At 60.9% G+C, this 21,381-nt stretch carries 21 protein-coding genes and 1 other RNA gene; 18 read left to right on the top strand and 4 right to left on the bottom strand.

The window, feature by feature from the left end; translation table 11 throughout:
- Positions 1–61 precede the first annotated feature (61 nt).
- Both sspA and F1529_RS08005 read left to right on the top strand, forming a co-directional pair.
- On the top strand, positions 62–700 hold the full coding sequence (gene sspA, locus F1529_RS08000) for a stringent starvation protein SspA (protein ID WP_007148462.1): 639 nt from the start codon (positions 62–64) through the stop codon (positions 698–700).
- Between the two features lie 2 nt (positions 701–702).
- Positions 703–1,104 carry a ClpXP protease specificity-enhancing factor gene (locus F1529_RS08005; protein WP_007148786.1) on the top strand — a complete coding sequence of 134 codons (402 nt, stop codon included), beginning with the start codon at positions 703–705 and terminating at the stop codon, positions 1,102–1,104.
- A gap of 121 nt (positions 1,105–1,225) precedes the next feature.
- Here F1529_RS08005 and F1529_RS08010 read toward each other — a convergent pair whose 3' ends face one another.
- The 4 genes from F1529_RS08010 to F1529_RS08025 form a co-directional block, all read right to left on the bottom strand.
- Positions 1,226–1,804, bottom strand: a complete 579-nt coding sequence (locus F1529_RS08010) for a BON domain-containing protein (RefSeq protein WP_155133533.1) — start codon at positions 1,802–1,804, stop codon at positions 1,226–1,228.
- A complete protein-coding gene (locus F1529_RS08015; RefSeq protein ID WP_007150375.1) occupies positions 1,804–2,391 on the bottom strand; it encodes a phosphoheptose isomerase in 588 nt (195 codons plus the stop codon). Before F1529_RS08015 ends, F1529_RS08010 begins: the two co-directional genes overlap by 1 nt.
- Before the next feature lie 69 nt (positions 2,392–2,460).
- Positions 2,461–2,838, bottom strand: coding sequence for a YraN family protein (locus F1529_RS08020; RefSeq protein WP_007149337.1), 378 nt, complete (start codon positions 2,836–2,838; stop codon positions 2,461–2,463).
- Positions 2,819–4,693, bottom strand: a complete 1,875-nt coding sequence (locus F1529_RS08025) for a penicillin-binding protein activator (RefSeq protein ID WP_155133536.1) — start codon at positions 4,691–4,693, stop codon at positions 2,819–2,821. Before F1529_RS08025 ends, F1529_RS08020 begins: the two co-directional genes overlap by 20 nt.
- Positions 4,694–4,772: 79 nt before the next feature.
- Between F1529_RS08025 and rsmI the strand changes: the two genes are divergently transcribed.
- From rsmI to F1529_RS08105, 16 genes are all read left to right on the top strand, one after another.
- Complete coding sequence (rsmI, locus tag F1529_RS08030; RefSeq protein ID WP_155133539.1) at positions 4,773–5,603, top strand: 16S rRNA (cytidine(1402)-2'-O)-methyltransferase; 831 nt, start codon at positions 4,773–4,775, stop codon at positions 5,601–5,603.
- Between the two features lie 164 nt (positions 5,604–5,767).
- Positions 5,768–6,147: RNase P RNA component class A (gene rnpB / locus F1529_RS08035), an RNA gene on the top strand.
- 154 nt (positions 6,148–6,301) lie between these two features.
- The gene (locus F1529_RS08040) at positions 6,302–7,090 is read left to right on the top strand and encodes an MBL fold metallo-hydrolase (protein ID WP_155133542.1); all 789 of its coding nucleotides are present in this window, start codon (positions 6,302–6,304) and stop codon (positions 7,088–7,090) included.
- Positions 7,091–7,446: 356 nt separating this feature from the next.
- Positions 7,447–7,887 (top strand): division/cell wall cluster transcriptional repressor MraZ, encoded by a 441-nt coding sequence (gene mraZ, locus F1529_RS08045; protein WP_039926899.1) that lies wholly within the window; start codon positions 7,447–7,449, stop codon positions 7,885–7,887.
- Entirely contained in the window at positions 7,887–8,825 is a 939-nt protein-coding gene (gene rsmH / locus F1529_RS08050) for a 16S rRNA (cytosine(1402)-N(4))-methyltransferase RsmH (RefSeq protein ID WP_155133545.1), read from the top strand. The genes mraZ and rsmH overlap by 1 nt, the downstream gene beginning before the upstream one ends.
- Positions 8,825–9,091: a cell division protein FtsL gene (gene ftsL, locus F1529_RS08055; protein WP_155133548.1), complete on the top strand. Its 267-nt coding sequence runs from the start codon at positions 8,825–8,827 to the stop codon at positions 9,089–9,091. The genes rsmH and ftsL overlap by 1 nt, the downstream gene beginning before the upstream one ends.
- Positions 9,088–10,809, top strand: a complete 1,722-nt coding sequence (locus tag F1529_RS08060) for a penicillin-binding protein 2 (RefSeq protein ID WP_155133551.1) — start codon at positions 9,088–9,090, stop codon at positions 10,807–10,809. The genes ftsL and F1529_RS08060 overlap by 4 nt, the downstream gene beginning before the upstream one ends.
- Positions 10,806–12,278, top strand: coding sequence for a UDP-N-acetylmuramoyl-L-alanyl-D-glutamate--2,6-diaminopimelate ligase (locus tag F1529_RS08065; RefSeq protein ID WP_155133554.1), 1,473 nt, complete (start codon positions 10,806–10,808; stop codon positions 12,276–12,278). Before F1529_RS08060 ends, F1529_RS08065 begins: the two co-directional genes overlap by 4 nt.
- Positions 12,275–13,636: a UDP-N-acetylmuramoyl-tripeptide--D-alanyl-D-alanine ligase gene (gene murF, locus F1529_RS08070; protein WP_155133557.1), complete on the top strand. Its 1,362-nt coding sequence runs from the start codon at positions 12,275–12,277 to the stop codon at positions 13,634–13,636. Before F1529_RS08065 ends, murF begins: the two co-directional genes overlap by 4 nt.
- The gene (mraY, locus tag F1529_RS08075) at positions 13,636–14,718 is read left to right on the top strand and encodes a phospho-N-acetylmuramoyl-pentapeptide-transferase (protein WP_007150321.1); all 1,083 of its coding nucleotides are present in this window, start codon (positions 13,636–13,638) and stop codon (positions 14,716–14,718) included. Before murF ends, mraY begins: the two co-directional genes overlap by 1 nt.
- A 16-nt stretch (positions 14,719–14,734) precedes the next feature.
- Positions 14,735–16,060, top strand: a complete 1,326-nt coding sequence (murD, locus tag F1529_RS08080; RefSeq protein WP_007148363.1) for a UDP-N-acetylmuramoyl-L-alanine--D-glutamate ligase — start codon at positions 14,735–14,737, stop codon at positions 16,058–16,060.
- A complete protein-coding gene (gene ftsW / locus F1529_RS08085; protein WP_155133560.1) occupies positions 16,053–17,210 on the top strand; it encodes a putative lipid II flippase FtsW in 1,158 nt (385 codons plus the stop codon). Before murD ends, ftsW begins: the two co-directional genes overlap by 8 nt.
- Positions 17,207–18,280, top strand: a complete 1,074-nt coding sequence (murG, locus tag F1529_RS08090) for an undecaprenyldiphospho-muramoylpentapeptide beta-N-acetylglucosaminyltransferase (protein ID WP_155133562.1) — start codon at positions 17,207–17,209, stop codon at positions 18,278–18,280. The genes ftsW and murG overlap by 4 nt, the downstream gene beginning before the upstream one ends.
- The gene (murC, locus tag F1529_RS08095; RefSeq protein ID WP_155133565.1) at positions 18,270–19,694 is read left to right on the top strand and encodes a UDP-N-acetylmuramate--L-alanine ligase; all 1,425 of its coding nucleotides are present in this window, start codon (positions 18,270–18,272) and stop codon (positions 19,692–19,694) included. Before murG ends, murC begins: the two co-directional genes overlap by 11 nt.
- Positions 19,687–20,610, top strand: a complete 924-nt coding sequence (locus F1529_RS08100; RefSeq protein ID WP_370456976.1) for a D-alanine--D-alanine ligase — start codon at positions 19,687–19,689, stop codon at positions 20,608–20,610. Before murC ends, F1529_RS08100 begins: the two co-directional genes overlap by 8 nt.
- Positions 20,603–21,379 carry a cell division protein FtsQ/DivIB gene (locus F1529_RS08105; RefSeq protein ID WP_290518835.1) on the top strand — a complete coding sequence of 259 codons (777 nt, stop codon included), beginning with the start codon at positions 20,603–20,605 and terminating at the stop codon, positions 21,377–21,379. The genes F1529_RS08100 and F1529_RS08105 overlap by 8 nt, the downstream gene beginning before the upstream one ends.
- Positions 21,380–21,381 lie beyond the last annotated feature (2 nt).

The following is a 21,381-nucleotide window of genomic DNA, read 5'->3' on the forward strand; positions in this document are numbered from 1 at the left end:
TATCCGCGTAAGCGGTTACCCTGTTTCTGTTATAGATCACTAGTGCGGAGATGACTCGACAATGGGTGTGGTGACCAAGCGTTCTTCAATGACTTTCTTTTCTTCCCCGGAAGATCATTACAGCCATCGCGTGCGTATCGTGCTGGCAGAAAAAGGGGTCACGGTCGATATCGTTGATGTGGATAGCAGCAACAAGCCGGAAGATCTGGCCTCGCTGAACCCGTACAACGAAGTGCCCACGCTGGTTGATCGTGAGCTGACCTTGTTTCAGTCCACGGTGATCATGGAATATCTGGATGAGCGTTTCCCGCATCCGCCGTTGTTGCCGGTTTACCCGGTGGCGCGTGCCCAGAGCCGCCTGCTGATTCACCGCGTGGAGCGTGACTGGTGTGGCCATGTGGATGCGATTCTGGCCGGTGAAGAGAAAGAAGCCAGCCTGAACAAGCGCCGCAAGGAGCTGCGCGAGGCGATCATCGCCACCGCGCCGATCTTCAGCGAGCTGCCGTATTTCATGAGCGAAGAGTTCACCCTGGTGGATTGTGTGGTGGCGCCGATCCTGTGGCGGTTGCCGGCACTGGGGATTGAGCTGCCTGCCAAGCAGGTGAAGCCGCTGCTGGACTACGCCGAGAGGCTGTTTGATCGTGATGCGTTCCAGGCCAGCCTGACGGACGCCGAGCGCGAACTGCGTAACCCGCTGTAATCATGTCCGAAATGACCTCCAATCGCCCGTATCTGATACGGGCGATCCACGAATGGATCTGCGATAACGGCCTGACCACCCACCTGGCGGTAAATGCCAGTTTCCCGGGTGTGGAAGTGCCGCAGGACTTTGTGCAGGACGGCCAGATCGTGCTGAACATTGCGCCGCGCGCCGTCACCCAGTTCGTGGCGGATAACGATGAAATTGCCTTTTCTGCCCGCTTTGGTGGCATGCCCATGACGATCCGGGTGCCGGTGAATGCGGTGGTGGCGATCTTTGCCCGTGAGAACGGGCAGGGCATGGCGTTTGACCCGGTGGATCCACCGGAGCCACCGACGACCCCGGAGCCCGAGAAGAAAGAGGAAGGCAAAGGTAAGGTCAGTCACCTGAAAGTGGTGAAGTGAGAAAGTGAGACGCAGCACGCCTCACGCTGCAGGCAACACGCAAAAGCCCGCTCATTGAGCGGGCTTTTTGTTTTCCCTTCATGGGGCGTGACGCGTGAAGCGTGTTACCGGCGCGCAGCGCCTAATCTATATATTCAATGATCTTCACGATCTTCTGTACGCCATACACCTTCTGTACCTGGGCGACCACGGCATCGGCTTCGGCATGGGTGAGCAGGCCCATCAGGTAGACCACGCCGTTTTCCGTCACCACCTTGGTGCGCCAGCCCGGCGCGTCGCCGTTAATCAGCAGGCGGCTTTTGACCTTGCTGGTGAGCCAGGTGTCATTGGTACGCGCCAGGAAGGAGCCGGAGCCCACTACCTGTAGTTCGTTGTGCACGTTGCGCACATGGCGTACCTGGCTGGCGATATTTTCCGCCTGGGTGCTCAGGCCTTCGCTGGCCACCTGGCCCGCAAGCAAGACGTTGCCGTTGTAACTGACCACCACGATGCGGGACTCGTCGAGCTCGGCGCTGGCCCGTGACAGGTTGACGGCGACTTTTCGCTCGATGTTGCCATCTTCCACGAAGGCGCCAAAAGTCCGTGAACCGTGATCCTGGTCAGTGGGCTGATCGGACATGCCCTTGGACAGGGATGCGCATCCGGCAGTCAGTGACAGCAGCAGGGCAAGGGCGGATAAGCGGATGAAGCGTGCGACCATTACTGGCCTCCGAACAACTGCTGGTCGATGTAATCGCACAGCGAATGAATGACCAGGAGATGGACTTCCTGAATGCGGGCTGTGGAGGTGGCGGGCACCCGGATTTCGATATCGTTGGGGCCATACAGATTGACCATTTCGCCGCCTTCCTTGCCGGTCATGGCGACCACGCGCATTTCGCGATCGTGGGCGGCCTGGATAGCCTGGATCACATTGGCGGAGTTTCCGCTGGTGGAAATTGCCAGCAGGATATCGCCACTGCCGCCCAGGGCGCGGACCTGCTTGGAGAAGATCTCGTTGTAGCTGTAATCATTGGCGATAGAGGTCAGCGTGGACGAGTCTGTGGTCAGTGCGATGGCGGGCAGCGCCGGGCGCTCCATTTCAAAGCGGTTAAGCAGCTCGGAAGAGAAGTGCTGGGCGTCGCCAGCGGAGCCGCCGTTGCCACAGGTGAGGATCTTGCCGCCGTTGAGCAGGCATTCGACCATGGCCTGACCTGCGGCTTCAATTACGGTAGGCAGTACTTCGCCGGCTTTTGCTTTGGTTTCGATGCTTTCGGCAAACAGTTGCCGGATACGGTCCACGCTCATAAATTGTCCCTTCAATGTCCTGTTCGCTGAGTTCAGGGTCGCTCAATCTTTCACATTCTGCTGTGTAGCTTATTCGCTATAAAAGGCGTTTTGTATCCATTGGTAAAGGACAGCCTGCTGGCTGCCCGGTTCCATGCCCAGTACATCGAAGCGGCAGGGCCGGTGATGATGTTCTGGGTGGCGGGCCAGAAAGTGCTGGGCCGCGTTGATCAGTCGCCGTTGTTTATGCTGATCCACCGAGGCGAGCGCGCCGCCATGGCTCTGGTGTTTGCGCCAGCGCACTTCAGTGAAGACCAGGGTGTCCTGATCCAGCAGGATCAGATCAATTTCCCCCTGACGGCAGTGGAAGTTGCGCTCCACAACGGTCAGCCCCTGTTCAGCCAGCCATTTCGCGGCACGTTTTTCCGCGTCGCGGCCGGTGTCTTTTTTACTGCGAAGTAATGGCACGGGAGCTGTTTTGGCCTGGTTCGGCTACTTGTGGCAGCGTCTGTGCCTTGCCGCCTACGAAGACGGCCCAGTTAAGCTGGCGAACGATGCGCTGGTTTTCCATATGCAGCCGGCCAGTCACGCCGGGGAGCTCGCTGGAAGGCAGGGCATTCAGCAGGTATAGACGGCCCTGCAGTCGATAGGCATCGATGCCCATGGCAAACAGGCGCTCGTAGCGGCCATGCCCGTCCGGCCATTGTTCGTTGGCGGCGTCGTGCAGGGCCTGGTTATCGTCGGAGAGAATCCAGGGCATATCCACAAAGCGGATGCCGTTCAGGTCCTGATTTCGGCGCGGGTCTTCACCACTGTAGATCAGGGAGGTGGCGTAGACGGGCAAATCTTTCGCGTAGTGGAAATTCAGGGCCGGTTTCACCTGGCGCCCCTGATTGGGGTCGGCGAGCAGGAACAGGAAATCCATGTCCTGGCGACGGCGAGGCTGGTTATCCATCTTCAGGCTGGTGAAACGGCTGACCGCATTACCGCGCTTCTGGCTTTGTGCTACCAGCAGCATTTCCTTGACGGTTTCCCCTATGCTGGGCCCTTCCTGGTAGGTGCGGGTGATGGTGACTGAGCCGCCCAGTTCCTGCCAGCGATCGACGAAGGCCTGGGCAACGCGGTCGCCCCATTCCCCTTCCGGGTAGAGGATGCCGGCCTGCAAGGCGCCACTGCGGGCGCCATGATTGGCGATCTGGCGAGCTTCATCTTCCGGGGCCAGGCCGAACTGGAAAAAGTTGTCGGCGCGGTTGTCGGTGTCGATGTAGTTCAGTGCCAGGGTGGTCACTGGCAGTGTGCCCTGGGCGGCAATGGTGGCGGCCTTGTCCTTGGCCAGGGGACCAAGAATGAAATCGGCGCCATCGGCCACGGCCTGCTGGTACACGGCGAGGACATCGTCGCCACCGGAGTCGTAAAAACGCAGGGTCGGCGGCTGGCCGTTTTTCTGCTGCTGGTAGAAGGCGGTCATAATGCCTTCCTGCAGGGCCTTGCCGGCAGTTTGCAGTGTGCCGGTGGTTGGCAGCAGGATGGCGACCTGGCTGGGGCGCTGACTGGCGGCTTTTTCCAGAGCTTCCAGCATTTGTGGCACATCGTCGATGGCCGGGTGGGTGCGCCACTGGGCGCTCCATTGGTTCAGGCGGGTCACCTGGGCATCCAGGTCGGCAATGGGGTCGCGGTACAGTTGGGCCAGGGTCAGCCAGCCACGCAGATCGCCACTGCTACCATCAATGGCGTCGGCCAGATCGGTGTTGGGCAGCTGCATCAGCAGTTGCCAGATCATGTTGTGGTTGTAGCCCTGATCATCATTGCTGAGTAGCGGGTGCGCGGCGACGCGTTGCTGCAGGCTGTCCAGCAGCTTGCCTTGCATGGCCAGGGCGTCGGCGCGCAACAGATCCAGTTGGGCCTGATGCTCGGCGGGATATTGCAGTATTTCGTCCTGGTATTGCTGCAGCAGCGTCAGGGTCTTGTCCGCTTGCTGTTGGCCGAGCTGGGCGCGGCCACTGAGTAGCAACCAGGTGAAACGCTGCTCACTGCTGAGTTGTCCGGGGTTAAGGTCCGCGAGCAATTGGTTTGCATCGGCGGCCCGTTTTTCGCCCAGATAGGTAGAGGCCCAGGACAGCGTTGAGGTAATGCGTTCGTCGGCATCCATGCCGGCAAGTTGGTTGCGGGCGGCAGAAAGCGCAGCGGGCGCCTCTGTCGGTGCGCGGGGCGTGGCAACGGCGGGCGTTTCATAGACCTTGGTCTTTGATGAAGGGGTGGTGGAGCAGCCGGCCACAACAGCGGCAGCCAGAAATGCTGCCAGATAAGCCTTTCTAAATTCCATGGCGAGGTTCGTATTACCAGAATGAAGCGGCTATTGTAGGCGCTTTCCGGGCGTCTTAACACTTGAGTAGTGCACGAATATGAGCGGGACTTTGTTTATTGTCAGTACTCCGATCGGTCATTTGGATGACATTACCCGTCGGGCAATTGACGTACTGGCGGCGGTGGACTGGATCGCGGCGGAGGATACCCGGTACAGTCAGCGGATGCTTGATCAGTTGGGTATTCGCAGCCGCATGATCAGTTGCCATGACCATAATGAAAGCCAGCGCAGCGATGAGTTGGTGGCGCGGTTGCAGGGTGGCGAGCAGGGGGCGTTGATCAGTGATGCGGGGACGCCGTTGATTAGTGATCCCGGCTACAGGCTGGTTCGTGCTTGCCAGGAGGCACAGGTAAATGTAGTGCCGATTCCGGGGGCGTCGGCGTTGCTGGCCGCGCTGGCGGCAGCGGGGCAGCCCTCCGACCGGTTCCTGTTCGAAGGCTTTGTGCCAGCCAAGGGGGCGCCGCGTCAGCAAGCCATTGCGCGCCTGGCGGCCCTGTCAGTCACAAGTATTATCTATGAGGCGCCTCACCGGGTGCTGTCCTTTTTGGAAACCCTGAAAGAGCTGGTTGAAAAAGATCGTGAAATTACCCTGTGCCGTGAGCTGACCAAGCAATTTGAAACGATTCGTCGTGGCCCGGTAGGTGATATTTGCGATTGGGTGGCGTCGGACAGCAACCAGCGGCGCGGTGAGCTGGTGCTGGTGCTGTCGCCGGTGGCGCAGTCTTCGTCGTGGACAGACAAGGACGAGGCGCTGGCGAAAAGCCTGTTGACTGAGTTGCCGGTGTCACGGGTGGCCAAAATCATGGCGGCCCATACCGGGCTGAAGCGCCAGGAGCTGTATGCGCTGTTAGAGGCAATGAACAATTAATAGTTAATAATGAATAACTTGCGATCCGGTTTGGTCGTTTTTCAGGCACAAGAGGCTGCGCTCAACTTTGGGGCGCGTGGCCTTTTGCGCTTCAAGATCAGAAAACCTGGTCCGCGCAGCTATTAATTATTCACTATTAATTATTAACTGTTTAGACTCCGCCCCGGACCGGTTAGGCAGTCGCTGGCGGCGATTCTTTTTAAGGATGGCCGTTGGAGGAAAGTCCGGGCTCCACAGGGCAGGGTGCCAGGTAACGCCTGGGGGCCACACTGGGAACGGTGTGGTTACGGCTAGTGCCACAGAGAAGATACCGCCTGTTCCGTCCTTGTGTCGGAATCGGTAAGGGTGAAAAGGTGCGGTAAGAGCGCACCGCGCCGTTGGCAACAGCGGTGGCAGGGTAAACCCCACCCGGAGCAAGACCAAATAGGGATCCGTTGGCGTGGCCCGCGCTGGATCCGGGTAGGTTGCTAGAGGTTTGTGGCGACGCAAACCCGAGATGAATGACTGTCCACGACAGAACCCGGCTTATCGACCGGTCCACCTTTTTCCATATGCGACGCAAGCGACGAGTGCGATGACCTGAAAGGGCTTCGTGTTTCGTTGCTTGTTTCTCGCAATCACTCTCCTTGTTGACCTGGATCATGATTCAATAATCGTGCGCCGTTAGGCTTGCCCGCTCACGCAGTTCGGAGCTCGGCATGGCACAGGTGGATACCCTCTTCAGTGAAAATGGGCATGAGGTTCTGCGCTTTGCTGACCTGGTGGTGGGCGAGGGGGTACAGGCCAACCAGTTCTGCATCCGTCATAACGATAAGGCCGCGCTGATCGACCCCGGTGGCGATCTCACCTATACCCCTTTAACCATTGCGCTCAGTCGTCGCGTTAATCTGGACGGGCTGGAGTATATTCTTGCGTCCCACCAGGACCCGGACATCATCGCATCACTGCCGCGCTGGTTAATGCATACCCGCTGTCAGGTGGTGGTCAGTCGTCTGTGGTCCCGCTTCTTGCCGCACCTGGCATCGTCCTATGTCACCGGCAAGATGGGTGAGCAACTGCAGGCGCGGATTATGGGCATTGCCGACGAAGGCAAGGTGTTGCCGTTTGCCGGTACCAAGCTGTGGGTGTTGCCGGCGCACTTTCTGCATTCCGTGGGCAATTTCAGCTTCTATGATCCGCTCAGCGGTATCCTTTTTTCCGGCGACGTGGGCGCCAGCCTGGGCGGGGAAGAAGGGCGGGTGGATAACTTTGCGGATCATTGTCACAGCATGCAGGGATTCCATCGCCGCTACATGGCCAGCAATCGAGCCTGCAGGCTGTGGGTGGCGATGGTGCGTAAGCTCGCGCCGCGGATGATTGTGCCCCAGCATGGCGGGTACTTTCAGGATGACAATGTGGGGCGGTTTCTCGACTGGCTGGCGCAGCTGGAGTGCGGCGTGGACTTGCTGGATAGCGGAAACTACCGGCTCCCTTCGGCGGATTGCTGATGCGTCATGTGAATAATGATATATAAATAAAGTTAGTAATAACTAATCTGTCTAACACTTAAAGTGCTTTCTCACCTGCGCGTCCCAGCGCTCTGATTCGTCACGGAACTCCTTCCGTTTATCGCTTCCCGGCTCCCTCTTCTCTGCTCAAATAGCCAGCTAACAGGCTGATTTATTTGGAAATTCTTTTACGTTTCCCTGTGTCGTCACGCTTGACTTGGGCTTTGCAGTGGCCCTAGAGTGTCTCAATGTGGTGAAAAGTGGGAAAAAGTGGGAATTCCGTCGTGACAGGTGTCACGAAGTGGGGCGAAAGGCCCCGGGAAGGAACCGCATAACCAAGAGCAAGAGGACGGCCAGTGTTTACTGGGAGCGCAGCACTCAATCTGGATGCCAAAGGGCGGTTAACCATGCCGACCCGGTACCGTGCGTCGTTAATCGACACGTGCGGCGGCCAGCTTGTGCTTACGTTGCACCCGTTTGACGACTGCCTGGCGCTCTACCCACGCGCCGAATTTATGGATACCGCCAAGAAGCTGTCTGAGCAGCGTGATTCCAACCCGCAGGTGCGCCAGCTCAAGCGACGCTTCCTGGGGCAGGCTGCTGAAATCGAGATGGACAGCAATGGCCGTCTGTTGGTACCGCCGGAGTTGCGAGCGGCGATAAGCCTGGAAAAACGCGCCATGCTGATCGGTCAGATGCACCGATTCGAGATCTGGAAAGAGGAAAGCTGGTCCGACGTGGATGGCACCCTGGATCCGGCGGCCTTGCCGGAAAGTGTGCAGGAGCTGTCGTTCTGATGACGACCGAAAACACGCAGTACGCACACCAGCCGGTCATGCTGGAAGAGGTGCTGGATATGTGGTTCAGCCAGAGCGAAGGCTTTTATGTGGACGGTACCTTTGGCCGTGGTGGCCATAGCCGTGCCTTGCTCGCGCGCCTGGACGACAACGGCCGCCTGGCCGGCATTGATCGTGATCCGCAGGCCATTGCCGCCGGGCAGCAGCTCGCGGCCAGCGACAGCCGTTTTCATATGGTGGCCAGCCGTTTTGATTGCCTGCCGCAAGTGGTGGAGCAGGCGGGGCGGCCGATCGACGGGTTGTTGCTGGATCTGGGGGTGTCTTCACCCCAGCTGGACGATGCGGCGCGGGGCTTCAGCTTTCTGCGCGATGGCCCCCTGGACATGCGCATGGACCCGACTCAGGGCGAAAGCGTGGCCGAGTGGTTGTCCCATGCGGCGGAAAAAGACATTGCCAATGTGCTGTATCGCTATGGCGAAGAGCGCAAGTCCCGCTGGATTGCCAAACGCATTTGCGACACCCGTAAAGAGCAGCCGATTACCCGCACCCTGCAGCTGGCCAATTTGATCGAGTCCGTGCTGGGGCGCAATGAGCAGGGCAAGCACCCGGCCACGCGCAGCTTTCAGGCGCTGCGAATACATATAAACGGGGAACTGGATGCGCTGAATGAAGTGCTCGAACAGTCCCTCGAGACGCTCGCCATCGGCGGGCGTCTCGCCATTATCAGCTTCCATTCTTTGGAAGACCGGATCGTGAAACTGTTTATTCGCGACCATTCCGGCCGGGCGCCGAAGGGGCGTGGTGGTTTGCCGTTGGGCAATGAGATGCCTCAACGGTTGGAGCCGGTGGGCAAGGCCATGCGTGCCAGCAAGGCAGAGCTGAAAGTGAATGTACGCTCGCGCAGTGCGGTGTTGCGGGTGGCGGAGAAGGTGGCCTGATGGCGGCCCCGTGGATGATCCGTGCCCTGGTGGTGCTGGTGGTCATGTCTGCGTTGGCAGTCAGCTACAGCGTGCATCAGGCACGCCGTTTTACCGATGAGAGTCAACGTTTGCAGCAGCGTCAGACTCGACTGGAAAGCCAGTGGAGCCAGTTGTTGCTGGAGCATAGCACCTGGGGCAGCTACGCCCGGGTGGAGCGCCTGGCCAGGGAAAAGCTGGGCATGAAATTACCCAAGACCGATGAGAGAGTGCTGATCCGGCCATGAAGAAACAGGCCCGCAAGACACGGCAACCGAATCACCCGATGCGCTGGCGCTTTGTGCTGGGCTTCTGGGCGGTGTGTGCCTGTCTGTTGCTGGTTCGGGCGGTGAATCTGCAAGTGATTCAGCACGATTATCTGGCGCACCAGGGCGACATTCGCAACCTGCGTGTGGAGCCGCTGGCGGCGCATCGTGGCGTGATTCGTGATCGTGCCGGCAAGCCGCTGGCGGTGAGTACGCCGGTGGTGACGCTGTGGGTGAATCCCCGCGAAGCCATGGAGCATCAGGATCAGTGGGGTCGCCTGGCCGGCAACCCGGTGATCGACCCGAAAGCGTTTGCCCGCAAGGTCCGCCGGCATGAATCCCGCGAGTTTATCTATCTGGAGCGTGGCCTGGCCCCGGAAGCGGCCAAGACGGTGTTGAATCTGAATGTGCCCGGCGTTTATTCGCTGACAGAGTACCGTCGTTATTACCCGGCCGGCGAAGTGGCCAGCCATGTGGTGGGCTTTACCAATATTGATGATCAGGGGCAGGAAGGCATTGAGCTGTCCATGGAAGATCATCTGTCCGGCCATTCCGGTCGCAAGAAAGTGGTGCGCGATCTGCTGGGCCGGGTGATTCAGGATATTGAAGTGCTGGAGCCGGCAGAACCCGGTGAAGACGTTACCCTGAGCATTGATCTGCGGCTGCAATACCTGGCCTACCGGGAGTTACTCGGCGCGGTGCAGAAATTCAAGGCCAAGGGTGGCAGTGCGGTAGTGCTGGATGTGCGCACCGGTGAAGTGCTCGCCATGGTCAATCAGCCGGCCTACAACCCCAACAATCGCGGCAATCTGGATACCGGTGCGCTTCGCAACCGGGCAGTGACGGACCTGTTCGAGCCGGGCTCCACCATGAAGCCGTTTACCGTGGCGGCGGCCCTGGAAATGGGCATGGTGACACCGTCCACCACCATCAATACCCACCCGGGTACCTTGCGGGTGGGCAGCAAAACGATTCGTGATCACCGGGATTACGGTGTCATCGACATCACCACGGTGCTGACCAAGAGCTCCAACGTGGGCACCAGCAAGCTGGCACTGGCCATGGAGCCCCTGGCCCTGCCGGGCTATCTGGAGCGTTTCGGTTTTGGCCAGTCCACTCACATTGCTTTCCCTGGTGAGAGCAACGGCCTGCTGCCGCTGCGCAGCAAGTGGCGCGATGTGGAGCGGGCGGCGCTGTCCTATGGTTACGGCTTGAGCGTGTCTGCGGTGCAGCTGGCCCAGGCCTACGCCGTGATCGCTAACGATGGCGTCAAAGTGCCGTTGACCCTGAAAAAAGTGGATGGCGTGCCGCAGGGCGAGCAGGTGATTGGCAAGGCGACGGCCCGGCAGTTGGTGCAGATGCTGGAAACCGTGGTCAGCCGTGTGGGTACCGCGCGCCGTGCGCAGGTGCCGGGCTATCAGGTGGCCGGCAAGACCGGCACGGTGCACAAGGTGATGGCCGGTGGTTATGCCGATGACAACTATATTGGTTTGTTTGCCGGGCTGGCCCCGGCAACAGATCCGCGCATTGTCACCGTGGTGGTAATCGATGATCCGGGCGGAAAAGCCTACTACGGGGGGTTGGTCGCGGCGCCGGCGTTTTCCAACATCATGAGTGGCGTATTGCGTTCGCTGCATGTGCCACCGGACAAGCCCGACGGGCTGCTGGCCGGCGGCCCGGATGCGGAGGATCGCTCATGATGACCCTCCAGCAACTGTTACCCGATGTCACCCTGCCAGCTTCTGCGGCGGGTGTTGTGCTTTCAGGGCTACAGCTCGATAGCCGTAATGTTGCTCCCGGCGATCTGTTTTTGGCCGTGCCGGGCGTGGCCAGCGATGGTCGTCAGTTTGTCAGCCAGGCGATCGCCGCCGGTGCGGTGGCGGTGCTGGCGGACGCAGAAACCTTTGAGATTCAACAGGATCAGGCGGTGCCCTGTGTGGCGCTGCCGGGGCTGGGGCGTCGCGTGGGTGCGCTGGCGGCGCGCTGGTACGGCGAGCCCGGTGCGGCCATGAATGTGGTGGGCGTGACGGGCACCAACGGCAAGACCAGCATCACCTGGTTCCTGCGCGATGCCCTTAATGCCTTGGGCCACCGTTGTGCGCTGGTTGGCACCCTGGGGCTGGGCCTGAAAGGCGATGAGCAGACTACCGGCCATACCACGCCGGATCCGATTACCCTGCAGGCCGGTCTGGCCCGGGTGCGTGATGCGGGCGCTGATTGTGTAGCCATGGAAGTGTCATCCCATGCGCTGGATCAGCACCGCCTTGGTTCCACGCCGGTACCGGTGGCGGTGTTCAGCAATCTGAGCCGGGATCATCTGGACTACCACGGGGACATGGAAGCCTATCTGGCAGCCAAATCTGTGCTGTTCACCCGCGACGGCGTCAAGCTGGCGGTGATCAATTGCGATGATCCGGCGGCTTATTCGCTGATCGGCTGTCTGGCCGATGGCGTGCGCTGTGTCACCTTCGGCGATCAGCCGGGCGCCACCGTGCGCTGTGCCGCTGTCACCTTTACTGCCGACGGTATGCGCGCCGAACTGACCGTGGGCGGTGACCCGTTGACGGTCACGCTGCCGCTGTTTGGTCGTTTTAACCTCAGCAACGTGATGGCCGTTGCCGGCATTCTGCATGGCCAGGGTATCAGCACTGCTTCGCTGGGTGGCGCGCTGGCGGCGGTAACAGCGGTGCCCGGTCGCATGGAACCGGTACAGCAAGCGGGCTGTCCCACCGTGATCGTTGATTACGCCCATACCCCGGACGGGCTGGAAAAAGCCTTGCAGGCATGCCGCGCCCATTTCCATGGCCGGTTGTTCTGCATCGTGGGGTGTGGCGGAGACCGGGATACCGGCAAGCGCCCGCAAATGGCCGCTGTGGCCGAGCGCGGCGCGGATCGTGTGGTGCTGACCAGTGACAACCCGCGCAGCGAAGACCCGCAACAGATTATCGACGACATGCGAGCCGGCCTTGCCGATGCAGCGTCAGTGCAGGCCATTGTTGAGCGTGCCCAGGCGGTAATGGATACCGTGCAAGCGGCCAGTGACGGCGATGTGATTCTGCTTGCCGGCAAGGGTCATGAGGATTATCAGGAAGTCGATGGCGTGCGTTACCCCAGTGATGACCGCGACCTTGCCCGCAAGGCGTTTATCGCCCGGGGAGGTGCGCAATGATGTGGCTGTCACAGATCGCCCAGTGGACCGGCGGCACCCTGCAGGGTGACGACCTGAAAGTGAATGCGGTGGCCACCGATACCCGCGCCATCGAACCGGGTTGCTTGTTCGCGGCGTTACGCGGTGAGCGGTTTGACGCCCATGATTTTCTGGCCTCGGCCAAAACCGGTGGCGCCATTGCGGCACTGGTGGACCGTGAGCAGGACAGTTTCGAAAGCGCTGTGCGCGTAGCCGACAGCCGTGAAGGCCTGGGTCGACTTGCCGGCGGTTATGCCGCCCAGTTCGATTTGCCCCGCCTGGCGGTCACCGGCAATGCCGGCAAGACCACGGTGAAGGAAATGGCGGCGGCCATGCTGGGTGACGGTACCCTGGCCACCCATGGCAACTTCAACAATGACGTGGGAGTGCCGCTGACCCTGTTGCGCCTGCGCGCAGAGCATCGTTTCGCGGTAATCGAACTGGGCGCCAATGCGCCGGGCGAAATCGCCTGGACCAGTTCGCTGACGCGCCCGCAGGTGGCGCTGGTTACTAACGTGACCGGCGCGCACCTGGAAGGCTTTGGTTCCATGCAGGGTATTGCCGATGCCAAGGCGGAAATCTTTGGCGGCTGCACGCCGGGTGGTCAGGCGATCATCAACAACGATGACAGCTTCGCGGATTTCTTCGCCGAAAAAGCCCGTGCTGCTGGTTTGACGGTGGTGCGGGTCAGCATGGATGAAAGCACGCGAACCGGTGCCGACCTGTATGCCGAAAATATCGCCCTGCATCGCGATCGTGCGGAGTTTGTGCTTCAGCCGCTGGGCGAAGCGGTGACGGTACCGCTGCCCGGTGCACATCAGGTGAGCAATGCCCTGATGGCCTGCGCGGCGGTGCGTGCCTTGGGCGTAAATTTACCTCAGGTGTTGCCGCGTCTGGCAGCACTGAAACCGGTCCCCGGACGAATGCATATCCAGGCCGCCGGTGCCGGCGCGGTGGTTGATGACACCTACAACGCCAACCCGGGTTCAGTGCGCGCCGCCATCGATTGGCTGGCCGCGCAGCCGGCACCACAAATGCTGGTGCTGGGCGCCATGGGCGAGTTGGGCCCGCAGGCCGATTCGCTGGTAGAGGAACTGGGTGAATACGCTCGTCAGGCCGGGCTTTCCGGTTTGGTTGCCATGACCGGTGCAGCGGCGGCCGCACGGGGTTATGGCGAAGCAGCAAAAATTGCCGAGGACTATCAACAGGCGGCGAGCTGGAGTGCTCCGGTGCTGGCACAAGGCGGCACGGTGTTGGTGAAAGGATCCCGTAGCGCCGGTATGGAAGCGGTGGTGCAGCGGCTTACACAGGAACGCACACACACAGAGGGGGCACGCTGATGCTGCTTTGGCTGGCGGAATATCTGGCGCAATACCACAGCGGTTTTCTGGTGGTGCAGTACATCACCCTGCGCGGCATCTTGAGTGTGCTGACGGCGTTGTTCATCGCGTTCTGGGTCGGCCCGATCATGATCCGCAAACTGCAGGAAAAGCAGGTGGGCCAGGCCATTCGTGACGATGGTCCGAAGAGTCACCTGAGCAAGGCGGGTACCCCCACCATGGGCGGCGCGCTGATTCTGGTGGCCATCGTTATTTCCACCCTGTTGTGGGGCGATCTGGAAAACCGGTTTGTGTGGATCACCCTGGGTGTGCTGTTTATTTTCGGCGCCGTGGGCTGGGTGGATGACTGGCGCAAGGTGGTGGAAAAGAACCCGCGCGGCTTGCCCGCCCGCTGGAAATATTTGTGGTTGTCAGTGGGCGCGCTTGGTGCCGGTTGTGCCTTGTTCTTCACCGCGCAAAGCCCGGTGGAAACCCAGTTGATCGTGCCCTTCTTCAAAAGCGTGGCCATCAACATGGGTTGGTTCTACATCGTGCTCACCTATTTTGTGATTAACGGCACCAGCAACGCGGTGAACCTGACTGACGGTCTGGATGGCCTGGCCATCATGCCCACCGTACTGGTGGGTGGCGCCCTGGGCATCTTTGCCTACGCCGGGGGGCATACGGAATTTGCGACTTACTTGCAGATTCCCTATGTGGCCGGTGCTGGCGAGTTGGTGATTATCTCTGCTGCCCTGTGTGGTGCGGGTCTCGGTTTCCTGTGGTTCAACGCGTATCCCGCCCAGGTGTTTATGGGCGATGTGGGCGCGCTGTCCCTGGGGGCGGTGCTGGGTGTGATGGCGGTAATCGTGCGCCAGGAAATTGTGCTTTTCATCATGGGCGGTGTGTTCGTGATGGAAACGGTATCGGTGATGTTGCAGGTGGGCTCGTACAAGCTCACCGGCCGGCGGATTTTCCGCATGGCCCCCATTCATCACCATTTTGAACTGAAGGGGTGGCCGGAGCCGAAGATCATTGTGCGGTTCTGGATTATCACCGTGATTCTCGTACTGGTGGGTCTGGCGACCCTGAAAATCCGATAGGGGATTGAGTCAATTTATGGCGAAAGACGGGTTTGATCTGGTCATTGGTCTGGGTGTAACAGGCCGCTCCGTGATCCGTTATCTAACGGATCAGGGGATGCCCGTGCGCGCCATTGACACCCGTGCTGAGCCGGCCGGGCTGGATGCCCTGTGCGCAGAATTTCCGGACCTGAAAGTGCACACCGGTAGCTTCAAAAAAGGCTGGATGGGCAAGGCCCGTCGCCTGATCGTGAGCCCGGGCGTGGCGGTATCCACGCCGGCCATTGCCGAGCAGGTAGTGGATGGCAAAGAAGTGATTGGCGACATTGAGCTGTTCGCCCGTGCGGCCAGCGAGCCGCTGGTGGCCATCACCGGCTCCAATGCCAAGAGCACAGTGACCACGTTGCTGGGTCAGGTAGCGGATGCCTGCGGGATGAACCCGGGCATCGGCGGCAACCTGGGTGTGGCGGCGCTGGAATTGCTTGACGACCAGGCCCGGTTGTATGTGCTGGAATTGTCCAGCTTCCAGCTGGAAACCACTTACAGCCTGAGTGCAGAGGTGGCCACGATTCTCAATGTGTCCCAGGACCATCTGGACCGCTATGCCAGCTTTGCCGATTACCTGGCGGCCAAGCAGCGTGTCTACGACGGCTGCCAGGTGGCAGTCTGGAATCGCGATGATCTGGCCACCCGTCCGCCGGCCACCGTGGCGCGGCAGATCAGTTTTGGCGCCCACCCGGAAGCGGATTACCGGTTGGACAGCGAGAACGGTCAGTTGTTGTGTCGGGGTGAGCCGTTGCTGTCACTGTCCGAGCTGGCGCTGACTGGCCACCACAATGCCATGAATATTCTCTCGGTACTGGCGATCAGCGACGCGCTGTCCCTGAACCGGGACAAGGCCCTGGCCACGGTGAAAGCCTTCACCGGCTTGCCGCACCGTTGTCAGTTGGTAGCGGAAGCCGGTGGCGTGCGCTGGTTCAACGATTCCAAGGCGACCAATGTGGGCGCCACCCTGGCCGCGCTCACCGGTATCGGTGAAAGCATTGAAGGCAAGGTGATTCTGGTGGCGGGCGGTCAGGGCAAAGGGCAGGACTTTTCCCCGCTGGCCGAGCCGGCGCGCCAATATTTGCGTGCCGCCCTGTTGATGGGCGAAGACCGCAATACCGTGGCTCAGGGTATGTCCGCTGCCCCCTGCGAACTGGTGGCTGATATGGCCGCTGCCGTTGCCCGTGCCCATGCGCTGGCACAGCCGGGTGACGCGGTGTTGCTGTCGCCGGCCTGTGCATCATTCGACATGTTCAGCGGTTTTGCAGCCCGCGGCGATGATTTCACCGCCCGTGCCCGGGAGGTGTGCCATGACTGAGCGCATGATCCTGAAAGTAGATAGTACGGGCATCGACAAGCCGTTGTTGTGGACTGCTGTTTTGCTGTCGCTGGCGGGTCTGGTGATGGTGTCCTCCGCCAGCTTGCAGATTGCGGAAACGCGCCTGGGTGATCCCTTCTATTACGCCATGCGCCACGGCATTTATCTGGCGCTGGGGCTGGGTGTCGGCACCTTTGTGTACTACGCGGTGCCGTTGGCGCTGCTGGAGCGCCTGCGCTTTGTGATGTTGCCCGTGGCCCTGGTGGTACTGGTGATGGTGTTTATTCCCGGGCTGGGACGAACCGTGAATGGTTCCACCCGCTGGATCGCGTTGCCGGGCCTGACCATTCAGGCCTCGGAAATCGTCAAATTGTGCTTTGTGCTGTATTTGGCCGGGTACGTGGCCGAGCGCAAAGCTGCGCTGGAAACCGAATGGAAAGCCTTCCTGCTGCCGCTGGGCTTGCTGGGTGTGTTGATGCTGCTGCTGTTGCTGGAGCCGGATTTCGGCGCGGTGGTGGTGCTGGGCATTACCGCCATGGGCATGTTGTTCCTGTCCGGCGTGCCGACCCTGCGCTTCCTGCTGATTGGTCTGATCGCGGTGGCCTTGGGCGGGCTGGTGGCCTTTGCCGAACCTTACCGGGTGGCGCGCTTGATGACCTTTACCGATCCCTGGGCAGACCAGTTCGGTTCCGGCTATCAGCTCACCCAGAGCCTGATCGCCTTCGGGCGCGGCCACTGGTTGGGCGTGGGGCTGGGTAACAGCGTGCAGAAGCTGTTTTATCTGCCGGAAGCGCATACGGATTTTGTTTACGCGGTGATGTCGGAAGAGCTGGGCTTGTTGGGCAATGTGGCGCTGATCAGCGGCTTTGTTCTGCTGGGCTGGCGGGTGTTTCGTGTCGGCCATCGTCTGGAAGAGCGTGGGCTGCTGTACCACGCCTATGTGGTTTATGGCTGTGCCTTCGTCTTTTGTTCCCAGGCGTTTATCAACCTGGGCGTAAATATGGGGCTGTTGCCCACCAAGGGCCTGACACTGCCGTTTATCAGTTACGGCGGCTCTTCCTTGCTGATTTCTGCCGCCATGGTGGGGCTGATCCTGCGCGCCGGGGCGGAATCCGATCACCTGAAAGCCAGAGGGAGGGCTGCACGATGAGTCGCACCGTCCTGATTATGGCTGGTGGTACCGGCGGGCATGTGTTCCCGGCGTTGGCCGTGGCCGACCAACTGCGTGCGCGGGGCTTCGAGATCCTCTGGCTGGGCGCGGAAAACGGCATGGAAGGCAAGCTGGTGCGCCAGTATGGCTACGAGATTGCCGAGCTGTCCGTGTCCCGTCTGCGCGGTGGCGGACTCAAGCGCAAGCTGACGGCCCCGTTCAATTTGCTGCGGGCGGTGTTGCAGGCGCGCCAGTTGATCCGTACCCGTCAGCCGGTACTGGCGGTGGGCTTTGGCGGGTTTGCCAGCGGCCCCGGTGGCCTGGCAGCGCGGTTGTGCAAAGTGCCGGTGGTGGTCCATGAGCAGAATGCGGTTCCCGGGCTGACCAATCGCCTGTTGTCCCGCCTGGCCACGGTGACCCTGGAAGGGTTTCAGGGTGCCTTTGGTAATCCGCAGGCTTGTTGGGTGGGCAACCCGGTGCGCCCGGAAATTACGGCTCTGGATGAGCCGGCTCGTCGTTATGCCCAGCATCAGGGCGGCTTGCGGGTACTGGTACTGGGCGGTAGCCAGGGGGCCCTGGTGCTGAACCAGGATTTGCCCGAGCTGCTGCTGGCAGTGCTGGGTCGCGATATACAGGTGCGTCATCAGTGTGGCGCCGGACGTACTGCGGAAGCGGCGCCGATTTACCAGGCGCTGGGCCTGCAGGCTCAGGTGAGTGAGTTTATTGATGACATGGCAGAAGCCTACGGCTGGGCGGATCTGGTGATTTGCCGGGCCGGCGCGCTGACCGTGGCGGAAGTGGCTGCGGCGGGTGTGGCCGCCATGTTTGTGCCACTGCCCAGTGCAGTGGATGACCACCAGACATTGAATGCCCGTTGGTTGTCAGAGCGCGGAGCCGCGCTGCTGTTGCCCCAACGGGACCTGGGTGCGGCAAGCCTTGCCGGCACCCTGAAACCGGTTGCAGAGCGTGGCCTGCTGGCGCAAATCGCCGAGCGGGCCCGTGAGCAGGCGATGGCGGATAGCGCTGAGCGCGCCGCCACGCTGTGTGAGGAGGTGGCCAATGGCCGATAACGACATGATTCATACGGTGCCGGAGATGCGCCGCATTCGCGGGATCCACTTTGTGGGGATCGGCGGTGTGGGTATGTGCGGCATTGCCGAAGTGCTGGCCAATCAGGGCTATGCCATCAGCGGCAGCGACATCAAGGAATCACCGGTGGTAGAGCGCCTGCGCAGCCTTGGCGTGCGGGTGGACATCGGCCACCGTGCTGAAAATATCGACGGCGCGGATGTAGTCGTGACCTCCACGGCGGTGAATACCGAAAACCTGGAAGTGGCGGCGGCCCACGAGCGTCGTATTCCGGTGGTGCCGCGTGCCCAGATGCTGGCGGAGCTGATGCGTTTCCGCCATGGCATTGCTGTGGCCGGCACCCATGGCAAGACCACCACCACGTCACTGACCGCAGCGATCATGGCCGAGGCCGGACTGGATCCGACGTTTGTTATTGGCGGGCGCCTGAATAGCGCTGGCACCAATGCACGCCTGGGACAGAGCCGTTATCTGGTGGCGGAAGCGGATGAATCCGATGCCAGCTTCCTGCACCTGCAGCCCATGAGTGCCATCGTTACCAATATCGATGCGGACCACATGCACACCTACGGCGGCGACTTCGCCCAGCTGGAGAACACCTTTATTGAGTTCCTCCACAACCTGCCGTTCTACGGCGTGGCGGTGATGTGTGTGGATGATCCGGTGGTGCGCAAGTTGCTGCCCCGGGTCAACCGTCAGGTGATTCGCTACGGCTTTAGCGAGGATGCGGACCTGCGTGCCGAGAACGTGCGCCAGGACGGCATGGTCACCCATTTCCGGGTAGTGCGCGCCGAAGGCGAGCCACTGGAGGTGTCCCTGAACATGCCGGGTCGCCACAACGTATTGAATGCGCTGGCGGCCATCGCGGTGTCGGCGGACGAAGGGGCTGATGATGAAGCCATTATCCGTGGCCTGAATAACTTTACCGGGGTGGGGCGTCGCTTTGATGTGCAGGGCGAGTACCACTTTGAAGGCGGCAGCGCGACCCTGGTGGACGACTACGGTCACCACCCCCGTGAAGTGGCCGCCACTATTGATGCCATTCGCGAAGGCTGGCCGAACCGGCGCCTGGCCATGCTGTTCCAGCCGCACCGCTATACCCGTACGCAGGATCTTTACGAGGATTTCGTGGAAGTGCTCTCCGGGGTGGATGTGCTGTTGATGTTGGAAGTGTATGCCGCCGGGGAAGACCCGATTCCCGGGGCGGATGCCCGGGCATTGTGCCGCAGCCTGCGTAAACGCGGCCTGGAGCCGGTGTTTGTGGATGACCCGGACAAGCTGGCGAGTTTGTTAGCCAGCCAGCTACAGGACGGAGATCTGCTCGTCACGCAGGGCGCCGGTAATGTCGGTGCCATTGCCAAGCAGCTGGCTGCTCAGGGAGGCCGCCGTGGATAAGCGTGCATTGAAGCAACGATTGAGCCGGGTGGGCCGCGTGGCGGTGCTGGCCGGCGGCAAATCCGCAGAGCGCCCGGTGTCGTTGAAGAGCGGTGCGGCGGTGCATCAGGGCCTGCGCAATCTGGGCCTGATCGCAGAGCTGGTGGACCCGGCAGACAAGAGCGTGGAGACGCTGAAAGGCTTTGATGCCGCCTTCATTGCCCTGCACGGTCGCGGCGGCGAAGACGGCGTGATCCAGGGTGTACTGGAGCATCTGGAAATTCCCTACACCGGGTCCGGGGTGATGGCATCTGCCATTGGCATGGACAAGGTGCGCACCAAGCAACTGTGGAAAGGGGCGGGTTTGCCAACCCCAGCGTTTTACGTGGCCGGCCGTGAAGAAACGGATCTGGGGTTCCCGGTAATTGTGAAACCGGCCCATGAAGGTTCCTCAATCGGTATGGCCAAGGCGGATAACGCTGACGAGCTGGCCGAGGCGCTGGTCGCCGCAGAAAAATTTGACCAGGACGTGCTGGTGGAAGCCTGGGTCAACGGCCCGGAATACACCGTGGCAGTGCTGGGCGATGAAGCCTTGCCGGCCATCCGCCTGCAAACGCCCCATGCGTTTTATGACTTTGAAGCCAAGTACCAGTCCGACAGCACCGAGTACCTGTGTCCGGCGGGGCTGGATGATGCCGACGAGCAGGCGCTGCGGCAGCTGGCGCTGACCGCATTTCGGGTCGCCGGTTGCCGTGGCTGGGGCCGAGTTGATGTGATGCGCGATGCGCAGGGCCAGTGGCAGCTGCTGGAAGTGAATACGGTGCCCGGCATGACCGATCACTCGCTGGTGCCGATGGCGGCGAAGGCCACCGGCCGGGATTTTGATGTGCTGGTGGGTGAAATCCTGCTGGACGCACTGGAACGGGGTCGTGGCTAGAAACGCCCCCGCGCCGCGTGGCGCCCGCCGCAAGCCGGTAAAAAAGGCTGGCGTACCGCTGCGTGAGCGGATTGCAGCGGCGGTGCCGTGGATGCTGGTGAGCTCGGTGGCGCTGGTCATGCTGCTGGCGGTGATCTACCTGCCGTCAGCACTGGATGGTTACCCGATCCGCAAGGTGGGCGTGGACGGTGTCACCGATGTGCGCCGTCAGCAACAGATAGAGACCGCCTTGGCGGCGCTGGTGCGTGAAGAGAATTATTTCTCTGTGCCGCTGGAAGATATTTACCAGCAGTCACAGGGATTGAGCTGGGTGGAGGAGGTCTCCGTCCGTCGTCAGTGGCCCGATACTGTGGTGCTGACAGTGGAAGAACGTCGCCCGGTGGCAGTGTGGAACGAGGCAGTGTTGGTGTCGGACAGCGGGCAGCCGTTCAAGGCGCTCAAGCAGTATGACCTGACGGATCTGCCCCACCTGAGTGGCCCGGAGCAACGGCTGGAGGAAGTCATGGGCTTCTACCACAGCATGGGCAAAACGCTGGCGGATGTGGATCTGAGCATTCGCAGCATGGACGTCAATGCGCGCCTGACTGCGCGCCTGACGCTGAATAACGACATGGAACTGGTGGTTGACCGTGAGCATTACACCACCAAATTACGCCGTTTTGTGCGGCTTTATCGTGGCGTGCTGAGCACGGATAGCCGCCAGGTAGCTCGGGTCGATCTGCGTTATGCGGACGGCATGGCAGTGACCTGGCGCGAGCAGCAAAGTTAGGA

Origin of the sequence: Alcanivorax sp. VBW004 (genome assembly GCF_009718865.1) — a bacterium.
Taxonomy (GTDB): Bacteria; Pseudomonadota; Gammaproteobacteria; order Pseudomonadales; family Alcanivoracaceae; genus Alcanivorax.

What these genes read in the sequence shown, in the direction of transcription:
- sspA (WP_007148462.1), top strand. Translation starts at nt 62, where the DNA reads ATGGGTGTGGTGACCAAGCGTTCTTCAATGACTTTCTTTTCTTCCCCG.
- F1529_RS08005 (WP_007148786.1), top strand. Translation starts at nt 703, where the DNA reads ATGTCCGAAATGACCTCCAATCGCCCGTATCTGATACGGGCGATCCAC.
- F1529_RS08010 (WP_155133533.1), bottom strand. Translation starts at nt 1,804, where the DNA reads ATGGTCGCACGCTTCATCCGCTTATCCGCCCTTGCCCTGCTGCTGTCA.
- F1529_RS08015 (WP_007150375.1), bottom strand. Translation starts at nt 2,391, where the DNA reads ATGAGCGTGGACCGTATCCGGCAACTGTTTGCCGAAAGCATCGAAACC.
- F1529_RS08025 (WP_155133536.1), bottom strand. Translation starts at nt 4,693, where the DNA reads ATGGAATTTAGAAAGGCTTATCTGGCAGCATTTCTGGCTGCCGCTGTT.
- rsmI (WP_155133539.1), top strand. Translation starts at nt 4,773, where the DNA reads ATGAGCGGGACTTTGTTTATTGTCAGTACTCCGATCGGTCATTTGGAT.
- F1529_RS08040 (WP_155133542.1), top strand. Translation starts at nt 6,302, where the DNA reads ATGGCACAGGTGGATACCCTCTTCAGTGAAAATGGGCATGAGGTTCTG.
- rsmH (WP_155133545.1), top strand. Translation starts at nt 7,887, where the DNA reads ATGACGACCGAAAACACGCAGTACGCACACCAGCCGGTCATGCTGGAA.
- ftsL (WP_155133548.1), top strand. Translation starts at nt 8,825, where the DNA reads ATGGCGGCCCCGTGGATGATCCGTGCCCTGGTGGTGCTGGTGGTCATG.
- F1529_RS08060 (WP_155133551.1), top strand. Translation starts at nt 9,088, where the DNA reads ATGAAGAAACAGGCCCGCAAGACACGGCAACCGAATCACCCGATGCGC.
- F1529_RS08065 (WP_155133554.1), top strand. Translation starts at nt 10,806, where the DNA reads ATGATGACCCTCCAGCAACTGTTACCCGATGTCACCCTGCCAGCTTCT.
- murF (WP_155133557.1), top strand. Translation starts at nt 12,275, where the DNA reads ATGATGTGGCTGTCACAGATCGCCCAGTGGACCGGCGGCACCCTGCAG.
- mraY (WP_007150321.1), top strand. Translation starts at nt 13,636, where the DNA reads ATGCTGCTTTGGCTGGCGGAATATCTGGCGCAATACCACAGCGGTTTT.
- murD (WP_007148363.1), top strand. Translation starts at nt 14,735, where the DNA reads ATGGCGAAAGACGGGTTTGATCTGGTCATTGGTCTGGGTGTAACAGGC.
- ftsW (WP_155133560.1), top strand. Translation starts at nt 16,053, where the DNA reads ATGACTGAGCGCATGATCCTGAAAGTAGATAGTACGGGCATCGACAAG.
- murG (WP_155133562.1), top strand. Translation starts at nt 17,207, where the DNA reads ATGAGTCGCACCGTCCTGATTATGGCTGGTGGTACCGGCGGGCATGTG.
- murC (WP_155133565.1), top strand. Translation starts at nt 18,270, where the DNA reads ATGGCCGATAACGACATGATTCATACGGTGCCGGAGATGCGCCGCATT.